The organism is Microcoleus sp. ARI1-B5, assembly GCF_036705795.1.
GTDB lineage: Bacteria > Cyanobacteriota > Cyanobacteriia > Cyanobacteriales > Microcoleaceae > Microcoleus.
Genome location: NZ_JAUBVK010000006.1, coordinates 158,461 through 170,885, shown reverse-complemented (window position 1 = coordinate 170,885; position 12,425 = coordinate 158,461). Strand labels below are relative to the sequence as shown.

Sequence of the window (12,425 nt, the reverse complement as noted above, 5' to 3'; positions counted from 1 at the left end):
CGATCTTTGTTTAAGAATTTTCGATAGCGACACACCCTACGGCTTCGTTCTTCCTTCTTCCTTCTTCCTTCTTCCTTCTTCCTTCTGAAAAGTTTTTAAGCCAGGTACTTATGCTCGCCTCAACTAGCGAATTGCTGAACACGGCCCGGAGAAACGCTTATGCGATCGGCGCTTTTAACGTGTACAATCTCGAAGGAGTAAAAGCCGTCATCGATGCCGCCGAAGCGCTGCAAAGTCCGGCGATGCTGCAACTTCACCCCAGCGCCCTCAAATACGGAAAATCGCCTTTAGTCGCGCTTTGCATGGAAGCCGCGCGCAAGTCTGTAGTACCGATCGCAGTACACTTAGATCACAGCACTTCAGAAAAAGACATTCACCTCGCCCTAGCCGCCGGTATCAAGTCAATCATGGCAGACGGTTCTCCTTTGTCCTACGAACAAAACTTAATATTTACTCGCGAAATGACTGAGTTATCGCACGCTAACGGTGCAGTAGTTGAAGCGGAAATCGGCAGAATTAGCGGCACGGAGGACGGTTTGACGATCGAAGAAAAAGCGGCCAAGATGACCGATCCAGTGGAAGCAGTAGACTTTATTGCAGCAACTAAGGTGGATTTTTTAGCCGTTACAATTGGCAACGTTCACGGTAAATATTTCAGCGAACCGAAACTCGATTTTCCGCGTTTGGCAAAAATCCGGGCTTCAGTTTCGGTGCCGTTAGTGCTGCACGGCGCTAGCGGTTTGCCGGAATCTACGATCGATCGATCTATTAAATTAGGTGTGTCTAAGTTTAATGTGAATACGGAAGTTCGCGATGCTTATATGGATGTGTTGAGAACTAGCAATTCTTTGTCAGATCCGGATTTGTTGGAAGTTATGGAAAAGGCGATCGCTGCTATGCGATCGGTGATTTCTGGCAAGTTGCAACTTTTTGGTTCTGCTGGTAAGGCTTATTTGCATCAGTCACCTTATGCGGAAGGATTTACCGCAAATAGTGTCAGCAATCAACAAGCTGAAACTAATCAAGTTATTGTTAAATCTTAAAACGTGTTTGTAGTGAGGACTTTAGTCCTCTCTGGGAGTTAGAAGAAGGACTAAAGTCCGATGCTGCGAACCTGACTTCAGTCCTCTCTAGCGGTTTAAAAATCGATCGGGATCGATGCCAGATTCCCGCAGCCGCTGAATTAAAGACTGCAATTGAGATTCCGCTGACTCGGCGCGCTGCCGTTGCTGTTCGGCTTCAGTCAGAATCCAATTGCCATCAACATCATACCAGCGCAACCACAGGCGATCGACTCCCTGAAACTCCCCTTCCCACAAACCCAAGCCCAAACCTAGATCCGCAATCCACACCCGCGAGTCAGATAATTCTAATTCTTGATAGTGTCCGGCATTCAATGCAAACACTCGCAACCTGTTAGTATAGCGGCTGAAAACGGCATAAACAGGAACCCGCAAAATCTGCTCGTAAACCTCCCATTTACTGGGCGGTTTCTCATTTGTCTGGGCCTGTAAAACTTGCCCGTTACCCGCAGCATTCGACCCAGCGGGCAACTTTTCCTCATCGATATTTGCGCCTAAATCTTCTTTTTCCGTTCCCGGCGAAAGCAGTTCCACAATTACAAAAGGATTCACGCCTTCCTGCCAAGTAACGTAACTCATCCGCAGTTCAGATCCATCGTACAGTCTCGGAACTCCCACAACTCCAAACCAATCCGGGCGTTTGTGCCACAGAGGGTGCTGCACGTCATAATAAAGGTTCATGTCAGTGCCGCTAAATATCTCAGAAGCCTGATAATTCCGAGGGCGAAACGCCAGGGTTAACAACTGCGGCTGCAAATCGTGAAATTCGTCGGGCAAACCTGGTTCCTCCGGGTCTTCGCTAGGTAAATCGTACATCGTCGGCAGCGTTTCTCTGGGCGATCGCGGCGGATCGCTCTGCGGCACAGGATATTTAAAAGGCAGCATATAATATTGAGAAATGACTGCATTTATGCTAACATCATTTTAATACTTGCAGGACTAGCGCCAACACTCTTAGTCCTGGACGCACTCCGACGAAAGAAACCGGGTTTTTTACCCTTATTAAAGGCTACAGTCCTGTTTTTTAGTAAAAAAACCCGGTTTCTGCGTCCAGGACAAACTCTGTCAAACTTGAGTTTCAAATATTTATTTCTCTCTTCCGTGAAGTCTATCTAAAATCTAAAATCTAAAATCTAAAATCGACTGACTCGAACTTCTGTACTATGCTCAACATTCCCCAACTGATTGCTCAAGAACTTGACATCAATATCTCCCAAGTCAATAATGCTCTGGAACTTTTCGCCGAGGGAGCAACTATTCCGTTTATTGCCCGCTACCGCAAAGAACGCACCGATTTGCTGAATGAAATTCAGTTGCGGGACATCTCCGATCGCTTCACCTATTTGACGGAAATCGAAGACCGCAAAAAGTCAATTTTAGAGACGATTAGCTCTCAAGGCCAACTCACTGAAGAACTGCAAGCTAAAATCGAATCGTGTTTGCAAAAAAACGAACTCGAAGACCTTTATCTGCCTTACAAACCCAAGCGGCGGACGCGGGCGACAATTGCGAGAGAAAAAGGTTTGGAACCGCTGGCAGAATTTATCAAGTCTCTGAACTTGCCGACTGCTAAACCAGCCGATATCGAAGCGGAAGCAACCCAATATGTTTCGGAAGAAAAGGGCGTTAAAACAGCAGAAGAAGCTCTCAAAGGTGCTGGGGATATTTTGGCGGAAGCAATTTCCGAAAAAGCTGAATACCGAGCTTATTTGCGAGAGTTTTTGATGAAAACGGGGGTTTTTGTATCGAAAATTAAAGAGGATTTCCCGGAAGGAACTACGAAATTTGAAATGTACCGCAATTACCAAGTTGCAGCGAGAAATGTTCAGTCGCACAATATGTTAGCCCTGTTCCGGGGGGAAACGGAGGGGGTTTTAGATTTAGAACTGGCCTTTGATGAATCGGCGGTGATGGCTTATTTGGAAGCTCAGGAAATTAAAACTAGGATACCCCAAGTTAAAGAGTTTTATCGATCGACCTTGAAGGATGCTTTCAACCGCCTGATGAAGACTTCGCTGATGACGGAAGTGCGATCGCACCACAAAGCCGAGGCTGATATCGAGTCCATTACCACTTTTGAAACCAACCTCCGCGAGTTGCTGCTGTCGGCGCCGGCGGGAATGAAACCGACACTCGCGATCGATCCGGGATTTCGCACGGGGTGCAAAGTTTCCGCCCTCGACGAAACCGGGCAGTTTTTGGAATATCAAGCAATTTTCCCCCACCAAGCGGCCGGTCAAAGACAACAAGCTGGTAAAATTGTCAAGCATTTAATTGAAAAATATAAAATTGAATTAATTGCGATCGGCAACGGTACAGCTTCCCGGGAAACCGACGAATTTGTGTCGGAAGTTTTGGCCCAAATGGACAGAAAACCGATTAAAGTCATGGTGAACGAATCCGGTGCATCGATTTATTCAGCAAGCGAAGTGGCGATCGCCGAATTTCCCGATCTCGACATCACAGTCAGGGGCGCAGTCAGCATCGGGCGGCGCTTGCAAGATCCTTTAGCCGAACTCGTGAAAATTGACCCGAAATCCATCGGAGTCGGCCAATACCAGCACGACGTTGACCAAAAACTGCTCAAAAAGAAACTCGACGAAACAGTCGAAAGCTGCGTCAACTATGTCGGAGTTGACTTAAACACAGCCTCGAAAGAACTGCTGACATTTGTATCGGGAATGACGGCAACAGTTGCCAAAAATATCGTCAATTACCGCAACGAAAACGGCGCGTTTAAAAATCGCCGCCAACTGCTGAAAGTTCCCAAACTCGGCCCGAAAGCTTTTGAACAAGCCGCCGGATTTCTCCGCATTCGCGGCGGCGAAAACCCCTTGGACAATACAGCAGTTCATCCAGAAAGTTATCCTGTAGTGCAGGCGATCGCCAAAGATTTAAGTTTGCCGCTGACAGAAATAACACAAATATCCCAAAAAGTCAAGAGTGTAGATATTAAGAAATATGTCACAGAAAAAGTCGGAGAACCGACGCTGCGAGACATTATTTCCGAACTAGAAAAGCCGGGAAGAGACCCGCGGGCTGAGTTTAAATATGCCACTTTCCAAGCCGGAATTAACGACATCTCCGATTTGCAAGTTGGGATGGAATTAGAAGGCATCATCACGAATGTCGCTAACTTTGGAGCCTTTGTTGATGTGGGAGTGCACCAAGATGGTTTGGTTCATATTTCTCAATTAGCCGATCGCTTTGTGGACGATCCGAAACAGATTGTCAAAGTCGGACAAGTTGTGAAAGTGCGGGTTTTGGAGGTGAATGAGAAGTTAAAGCGGGTGAGTTTGACGATGAAGCTGCAAGAAAAACCGCAACCGCAAAATAGCGCGAGGATTCCGGCCCCGCGCCGGCGCTAAAACTAGCGATCGTATCGTGTCCGATCGATTAACCGCAATCAGATGAGTTCGTAGTGCGCCCGAAAGTCCGCTCTCAGGCTGCGGACTTTCGGGCGCACAACAAAACATTTTTGCAAAATGCTGCGGACTTTCGGGCGCACTACAAACCATTTTTGTTATAGTAATCGACCGGACATGGTATCAACACTACAGACAGATTTTATCGAGCTTTTTCAGATTTGCTAAGGAGCCCGAACAAGTCTTCGGCAAGAGCTTTGTTGCCATCTTTGTCAAGGTGGACACTATCAAACTTAATATACATCGGCGCAGAACGACCTTCTTTCTGGGCAATCTGCGCCCTACCCCGACGGACTGGTTCAGTAGCATCGAGATAGGGCACACCGAGTGACTGACTAATTTCCCCAAGTCGCTTGCCCGCGTCAATAGTCAGCCGATTTTTTGGCACTCGCTGCTCGTTGTCAGAAAACCCGTCAAAAGCCATAAAACGAGCAGGCAAGTAAACTACAACCAACGATCGACCGTCAGCAGCAATCGAGTCCCGGAGTACACTCAAATCTGCCTCAAACTGCTTCCAAGCACGGTCAGCAAGATCGGGAGGCACATCAGCCTGCTTCCAGCCCAAGGCTAGCGTTGCGCCTAAAGGAATTTCCGGCTTCATGTTGTGATGTGATAAACCCAGCAAGTACAAGCCTTTTTGGGAGTTGATTCTCAGCCAGGAAGGAGAAGCTAAAACGCGGGTAATTTTTTTGTATCCGTTTTTTAAATCTTCCAGTTTGGATTGAGGGGCAGGCTCTAGATAGGGATTTTTCGGTGCACCTTTGTCGTCGCGGCGAAACCACGTCATCGAGACCATGTTGTTGTCTACCCCCAGCACTACTACATCTGGTTTGTAGGCCGACCATTGGTTGCGATAAACATAGTTGATTTCTTTGAGGGTAGAACCTTCTATAGCGCTGTTGATATAGGTTGCCTTAGCGCCATTTTTCTGAAAAACAGTTGCTAGTTGAGCAGGCCAAGTATCTTCCGCAGCAATCCCAGTCCCAAATGTTGTTGAATCCCCCATGCCGAGGATGCGCAATTCGCCGGGGGGTTTCTGAATCGGCAGCAGCGGGCCGCGATTTCCGGCGCTGCTGACGGCGATGGGACGACCTCCTGTAAAGTCGCGATCGAAAATGTTATTAGTGTACTCAGGAGCAATAACTTGCAGAATTCCTTCCAATAATAAAGCTGCTAACAATAGCTTTGATAAGTCTACGGTCGTGCGGCGAAATCCGGTTTTTAAATGAGAAAGTGCCCGATCGTTAAATATTGGGAGCATAACTTGTCAATCCGATTAGAACTGGAAGTAAATGAAATTTGAACTTGATGCGCCGGCGAAGGTAAACATCAGCGCGATCGCGATCGTACAAACAATCCACTTGAGCAAATTTGGGTGCATCTGAGCCCAACTCATCCACCGTTGCTTCAGATCCCCCCATTGAACTAGCAAAACTAGGGCCAGGTAGAATATCGGGCGATAGTCAATAGGTATCCGGCCATCAGCAAAGGTCAATATCCGCTGAAATACCACACCCGCACTGTTCAAATCAGATGATGCAAAGAGTACCCAAGAAGTACAAATTACAAAAAAGGTCAACAGCCAGCGCAGGAAATAACTAACTTTCGACTTAGGCGCAGATGAGAGTCCAAACGCTCTTTCCATTGACAGCATTGCCCCTTGCAAACCTCCCCAAGCCACCCAGTTCCATCCAGCACCGTGCCAGAGACCTCCCAGCAGCATGGTGATCATCAAATTCGCATAAGTACGGAGTTGGCCCTGCCGGTTGCCGCCGAGGGGAATGTAAAGATAGTCGCGCAGCCAATTTGACAGTGAAATGTGCCAGCGGCGCCAGAAATCAGTAATGCTGTAGGCCAGATAAGGCCTGTCAAAATTTTTCGGCAGTTCTATACCGAATAGCCGAGCAGAACCGATCGCCATATCTGAATAACCAGAAAAGTCGCAGTAGACTTGAACTGCAAAAGCGAAGGTAGCTAGTAACAACCCCAACCCGGAAACGCTCTGGGGCCCACTAAAAGCCTCGCTGGTAATTGATGCCATCGGGTCAGCTATATAAACTTTTTTCAGCATCCCCCAGATGATTTGGGCAATGCCACTGCGGATCGCAACCCAGTCTAGCGGTGACTCACAGGCCAACTGGGGCATGAGAATCTTGGCGCGGACGATCGGCCCAGCAACCAGATTAGGGAAGAAAATGACGTACAGCGCTACGTCGAGAAAGGACTTTTGGGCAGGTGTAACGCCCTTGTAGACATCGACTATGTAACTTATCGTCTGGAATGTGTAAAAAGAAATACCCAAAGGCAATAGCAGATTCAGTTTAGGCCACGGATGAAATCCCAACAGGGAGTATGCCGAAGCCGAAAAGAAATTTGCGTATTTGAACAGGCATAAAGTGCTTATAACTACAACCAAAAAACTAATTAAAGCAGTATTTCTCTCTCTATTTTTATTTGATGACTCGATAATGCGAGCTGTTATATAAGCTAGCAGGGTATAGAAAACGATTAGGAGTGAGTAGGGTACGCTCCACACCCAATAAAAGGAGTAGCTAGCCAATAACAAGAACCAACGTCTGTATTGCGGTGTCAGCAAGTAATAGACGTACACCACAACCGCCAAAAATACCAAAAATAGTGTGGAGTTAAACAGCATTTTTTGAGTTCGTAAAGTTGAGCGATCGCTAAGTGAATCGTATCTATAGAGATAGCAACCGTCAATAATGTGAACAAAACTTTTTTATGTAACAAATTGCAAAGCCCTGCCCTCAGTAGAGTCAAAGAAAAGAGTATAAGATTTTACAATTTATAATTGGTATCTATCTTTAGGAGGATGTGGTCTAACAATTTTCCAAGTAGACCCCCAGCTCGGGTAATAGATGAGATTGCTTTTATGGCTCGAATGTTACTCTACTTAAATATAAAAAATTTTCAACCTGTTTTTCTTTAATCTAAAATTGTGGTTTCAGTTTTGCACCCTTGATGGCGTTGTACTGCCTGACAAACGGGAAATAGAGCGGTGTGCCGCTGAAAATCTCTCCTCAGTACAAACTATTAGTAAGGCTTGTGAGAGAATCCATCGCAACCGCGAGCTATTTACAGATAGGATGTTTTTTACTATAAACATAAGATAATTTTAAATAATTATAAAATTTTTAGATAAATTGAGCCCAACTTCCGCGAAGGGCGATGGCGTCGGGCCCTCGCCCGTGCTACTGCTATAATTGTGTAGTCCTCACCTACCTCACATTTATATGACAGCAAGTAAAAGCTGCACCTATGTCTCCCCCGAAGACTATTTAGAGGGCGAGAAAGCCAGCCCCATCAAACACGAGTACAGGCAAGGAGAAATTTATGCAATGGCAGGAGCAAGCAAAGCTCATGTCATTATTACGGGAAATGTTTTTGCACTTTTGAGAAATCATCTTCGGGGAAGTGGTTGTATCGCTTACATGGCAGATATGAAAGTTCGGCAGGAGACATCGAATTTTTATTATTATCCCGATGTCGCGGTGAGTTGCGACGAACGGGACAGAAATACTGCTGAAGATTTTATTCGCTATCCGCGCTTAATTGTGGAAGTTTTATCGCCGACAACAGCGGCTTTTGACAGAGGGGAGAAATTTGCAGATTACCGCACTTCAGAAATTTTGCAAGAGTATGTGTTAATCAATCAAGAAAGAGTTAGTGTAGAGTGTTTTCGCCGGAATGCAGAGGGGCTATGGGTGCTTTATCCTTACAGTGAAGGGCAAGAAGTCGAGTTGGCGAGTGTTGATTTTAGCTGTGCGATCGCGGCTTTGTATGAAGATGCGATCGAGATTGGTTGATTTTAATTACTCCTGAATCACTGGAATAATGCGGACTTAGATATTGATATGATTGAACCGCGAAGACGCTAAGGACGCGAAGGAAGAGAAAAGAAGAAGAAGCTGGTTATTGCTATTTTTTCTTTGTGGCTTTCCAAGTGCCGCCGTAGAAGTAAAAAGGATTGTTTTTACTTACCGATTCCCAGCATTTAAGACACAGAAAAAACCACTGCCCCGACTCTTCATACCGGGCGCGGTAGAGAGTCGGGGCAGATTGGGAACAGCGATCGCAATATTTAATCCTGATTCCTCTGGCCATTGTTTCTCAGTTTTAAGCAATAGCGGACTCTTGAGGGCGGGCAAAAATCATTCTGCCGGCGCTAGTTTGCAGGGCGCTGGTGACGACGACTCGGGCTTCGCCGCCGACATAGCTGCTGCCTGCTTCTACGACTACCATTGTGCCGTCATCCAAGTAACCGATTCCCTGGGAGGGTTCTTTGCCTTCTTTGCGGATTTTTAGTTCGATCGTATCTCCCGGTAAATAAGTCGGGCGCACTGCATGAGTCAAATCGTTGATATTCAAAACCGGCAGTTTTTGGACGGTAGCTACTTTCGACAAGTTGTAATCGTTGGTGAGCAAAATCCCGTCGATCTCCAAGGCGAAGCGGACTAATTTGGCATCGACTGTGGCAATATCTTCGTAGTCAGCCGAGTGAATTTGAATCCGTTCCGGATAGGTTTCTTGGATGCGGTTGAGTACATCTAAGCCGCGGCGCCCGCGCACTCGCTTTTGATCGTTGGCGGAATCGGCTACCAGTTGCAGTTCTTGGAGCACGAATTGCGGGATGATAATTTGACCTTCGAGGAAACCTGTTTCTAGCAGGTTTTCAATCCGACCGTCAATAATGCAGCTTGTATCGACAACTTTGGCAGATGCTGGTTTGAAAGTGCCTTCGGCTACCAACACCGTGTCTAAGCTTTTGGGGTTGATCAGCCGCAAGAAAGCGCGGCCGTGGGTGTCTGTCAAGCTGACGCCTGTGAAGCCGAACATGACGCTGCCCAATACTGCGACTAGAGGTTTGATGAAGCCGAACTCGCGGGGAATTGGCAGCAGGAACAGCGGAGCCAGCATTAAGTTCGCTACTAGCAGTCCGATGATTAAGCCGATCGCCCGCGTCAGCAGCATTTCCACCGGCATATCGCGCACTTGCTTTTCTACCCGCCGATAGGTTGTTTGAGCCACTAATCCGAGCACGAAGCCGATTAATGCTCCAAAGGAACCCAGTACGGAACTTAAACCTTGTATATTTGTAACTTGCTCTAGCAGGTTGTTCGGTAGCAGTTCGACTCCGTAATAGCCGATGCCTCCGCCTGCGATTATGAATGAGATAATTATGATTGCGTCTAGCATTGTTCTAGGTTAATGAATTTGTTTACATTATATCTTTCCCGTGCCGATCGTTTTTTCGTAGTTGCGGTCGGATATCGCTATCTTTACTCATAAATTTTCATAAACTTATATTTCGCGCTTGTACCCTTTGGGGGATGTGCTACCCGTGCGCAGGAGCATTTAGCGCGCCCCGCCGCAACCGGGCACAAGGTGGAAATTGACCGCAGAGCGCTCTGTTCGGGAATTGCTGCCGATCGCGACCGGTGCGGGGTTAAACTAAAAGAGCGGGCTCTTTCTTGCTAAGAAAATGTCACAATATACATAATTTTTCATGACGGTTTAATTAAAACTTTAGATTTGAACTTGCACTTTTGGCTGAAGATGTAATGAACCCTACCACAGATTATTTAACATTTGAATTCAAAAAAAGCGTGCAACCATTAAATTCCGGCATTCCCAGTTCGGCTTACCTGCACGTACCTTTTTGTCGCCGCCGCTGTTACTACTGCGATTTTCCGGTTTTTGTGGTGGGCGATCGCAAAAATGGCGAAAATTCCGGCACGATCGTGCAATATGTTGCGGCCCTGTGTCAAGAAATTGCAGAAACTCCAAATTTAGGCGCATCTCTAAAGACAGTTTTTTTTGGTGGCGGCACGCCTTCGCTGCTTTCTGTCAGTCAGTTGAGCCATATTTTAGAGACTCTCGACGGCAAATTTGGGATTGCTGCTGGGGCGGAAATTTCTATAGAAATAGACCCGGGAACGTTTACTTTAGAACAGTTGCGGGGATATGCAGCGGCGGGAGTAAATCGAGTTAGTTTGGGAGTGCAAGCTTTTCAGGATGAATTGCTGCAAGCTTGCGGGCGATCGCACTCTGCGGCCGAAATTTTTGAAGCAGTAGAAATAGTGCGATCGGCTGGGATTGTCAATTTCAGTTTAGATTTAATTTCGGGACTGCCGCACCAAACTTTAGAACAGTGGGAAGCTTCCCTAAAATCGGCGGTGGAAATTGGCCCGACTCACCTGTCGAGTTACGACTTAATTGTTGAGGAGGGAACTGCTTTCGGGCGCTACTTTGAAGCAGGCGCGCAGCCGCTACCAGCTCCGGAAACCGCTGCTGCTATGTACCGTTTGGCGCGATCGATTTTGACCGATGCTGGCTACGAACATTACGAAATTTCTAATTATGCTCGGCCCGGCTATCAGTGCCGCCACAACCGCGTTTATTGGGAAAATCGCCCTTATTACGGTTTGGGAATGGGGGCGGCGAGTTACGTGGAAGGCCGGAGGTTTACAAGGCCTCGCAAAACTCAAGAATATTATCAGTGGGTGCGAGATCTTTCCGACGGCGCTTTTGCAGCTACGCCAAAACTTGAGGGCGAAATCCAGCCAGATATTGAGCGAGAAATTGACCAAAATTTTCAAGTCTCAGAAAATGACGTTTTGTTGGAAACGCTGATGCTGGGTTTGCGTTTAGCAGAAGGGGTTAACCTGTCGGCGCTGACACAAAAGTTTACCCAGCAAACGGTTGATAAAATTTGGGATTGTTTGCAGCCTTACTGGCGGCTTCGATGGGTGGAAATTGTGACTGAGGCTGGGGCGATTCCCTACGGGATAGCTCCGCTTCACGCAACTTTAGGCGAAGGCGCGAAACTGCCGCTGTCGGGAAATTTGAGGTTGAGCGATCCAGAAGGTTTTTTATTTTCTAATACAATTTTAGCTGATTTGTTCAGCAAGTTAGGCGAGGAAAATTAGCTTGCGTCTGAGGAAGTACGCCTCTTGGGGTGGCGATCGCCCCTAATGGCGGAGCCGCAAATTCGACCATAAGAAAATCAAATTGCTCCCTAGCTTTATTAGGTCAAAAATGATATGTTTTATATCGATCCCTCAACAAAACTTAAAAGGCAAACTAAGCCTTAGGATAGACGCAGCGACTGAAATCCGGCTGTCATACTTGAGAGTGACGATTTAAAAAATATCTTGATGGAAACTCTGACTCTCGAACGCAACAACATTCACAGCAATCCCACTCTGGCAATTAGCGAGCGCGGCTGCAATCGTAGTTCTAAGTGTACTTTTTGCGGTCACTACAAACAGCAAAGAGGTTCAGTGGGTCACTGTCAATTGTTGAATGCACCTGTTCGGGGAGGATGGAAATCTTGCGCTTTAGCAATGCCGCCTTTTGCACCTTCTTGGGAACACGCCCAAGGCGCCAATGTTTCGCCTGGGGCATTTATTAATTAACCCAAAAAATAATGTAGAAAAAAATTGCTTAAAACTGGTGATATGCTATATTAAGCTTAGGCCAGTGGTCGAGATATCGCACAATTTCACAAATAAGTTAAAAAGATGAATTTGACACTTAATCAGGTAATTTCCGAACGTGATACGCGCATTTTGTGTTGGTATCTGAATACTACCAACCAAGTACAAATCGCTCGGATTACAAATATACCTAATTGGTATTTTGAGCGGACGGTGTTTCCAGGGGAACGTTTTTTGTTTGAAGCATTGCCCGAAGCTCAGTTAGAAGTTTGCAGGACTGCCCAGACGGGTGGTATTGTGTGCGAACGAATTTTGTGCGATCGGCTGCGAGTTGAAGAGTTAAGCACCGCTGATTGAAGATAATTCCCCAGACTTACTAGCGAGGGATAGAAACCCGGTTTTTTTCAGAAACGGGTTTCTCGGTGTGATGATAAAAACTTAGTTCGCGAATCTCAAAC

At 46.6% G+C, this 12,425-nt stretch carries 11 protein-coding genes; 6 read left to right on the top strand and 5 right to left on the bottom strand.

The window, feature by feature from the left end; translation table 11 throughout:
• Positions 1-110 precede the first annotated feature (110 nt).
• Positions 111-1,043, top strand: a complete 933-nt coding sequence (locus QUB63_RS12225) for a class II fructose-bisphosphate aldolase (RefSeq protein ID WP_332945403.1) — start codon at positions 111-113, stop codon at positions 1,041-1,043.
• Between the two features lie 87 nt (positions 1,044-1,130).
• On the opposite strand, the gene QUB63_RS12220 is transcribed toward QUB63_RS12225, so the two are convergent.
• Positions 1,131-1,967, bottom strand: a complete 837-nt coding sequence (locus QUB63_RS12220) for a Uma2 family endonuclease (RefSeq protein ID WP_332945401.1) — start codon at positions 1,965-1,967, stop codon at positions 1,131-1,133.
• Positions 1,968-2,245: 278 nt separating this feature from the next.
• Here QUB63_RS12220 and QUB63_RS12215 point away from each other — a divergent pair, with 278 nt between their 5' ends.
• Positions 2,246-4,450, top strand: a complete 2,205-nt coding sequence (locus tag QUB63_RS12215; protein ID WP_332945400.1) for a Tex family protein — start codon at positions 2,246-2,248, stop codon at positions 4,448-4,450.
• Between the two features lie 199 nt (positions 4,451-4,649).
• Here the strand turns inward: QUB63_RS12215 and QUB63_RS12210 are convergent, their stop codons facing one another.
• A complete protein-coding gene (locus tag QUB63_RS12210) occupies positions 4,650-5,768 on the bottom strand; it encodes an SGNH/GDSL hydrolase family protein (RefSeq protein ID WP_332945399.1) in 1,119 nt (372 codons plus the stop codon).
• 15 nt (positions 5,769-5,783) lie between these two features.
• Entirely contained in the window at positions 5,784-7,163 is a 1,380-nt protein-coding gene (locus QUB63_RS12205) for an MBOAT family O-acyltransferase (protein ID WP_332945398.1), read from the bottom strand.
• Between the two features lie 598 nt (positions 7,164-7,761).
• Between QUB63_RS12205 and QUB63_RS12200 the strand changes: the two genes are divergently transcribed.
• On the top strand, positions 7,762-8,334 hold the full coding sequence (locus QUB63_RS12200) for a Uma2 family endonuclease (protein ID WP_332945397.1): 573 nt from the start codon (positions 7,762-7,764) through the stop codon (positions 8,332-8,334).
• Positions 8,335-8,446: 112 nt separating this feature from the next.
• Here QUB63_RS12200 and QUB63_RS12195 read toward each other — a convergent pair whose 3' ends face one another.
• Positions 8,447-8,632 carry a hypothetical protein gene (locus QUB63_RS12195; RefSeq protein ID WP_332945396.1) on the bottom strand — a complete coding sequence of 62 codons (186 nt, stop codon included), beginning with the start codon at positions 8,630-8,632 and terminating at the stop codon, positions 8,447-8,449.
• Between the two features lie 12 nt (positions 8,633-8,644).
• The gene (locus QUB63_RS12190) at positions 8,645-9,724 is read right to left on the bottom strand and encodes a PIN/TRAM domain-containing protein (protein WP_332945395.1); all 1,080 of its coding nucleotides are present in this window, start codon (positions 9,722-9,724) and stop codon (positions 8,645-8,647) included.
• 365 nt (positions 9,725-10,089) lie between these two features.
• Here QUB63_RS12190 and hemW point away from each other — a divergent pair, with 365 nt between their 5' ends.
• From hemW to QUB63_RS12175, 3 genes are all read left to right on the top strand, one after another.
• Positions 10,090-11,457 carry a radical SAM family heme chaperone HemW gene (hemW, locus tag QUB63_RS12185; RefSeq protein ID WP_332945394.1) on the top strand — a complete coding sequence of 456 codons (1,368 nt, stop codon included), beginning with the start codon at positions 10,090-10,092 and terminating at the stop codon, positions 11,455-11,457.
• Positions 11,458-11,685: 228 nt separating this feature from the next.
• Entirely contained in the window at positions 11,686-11,946 is a 261-nt protein-coding gene (locus QUB63_RS12180; protein WP_332945393.1) for a hypothetical protein, read from the top strand.
• Between the two features lie 105 nt (positions 11,947-12,051).
• Positions 12,052-12,324 (top strand): DUF1830 domain-containing protein, encoded by a 273-nt coding sequence (locus QUB63_RS12175; RefSeq protein WP_332945391.1) that lies wholly within the window; start codon positions 12,052-12,054, stop codon positions 12,322-12,324.
• Positions 12,325-12,425 lie beyond the last annotated feature (101 nt).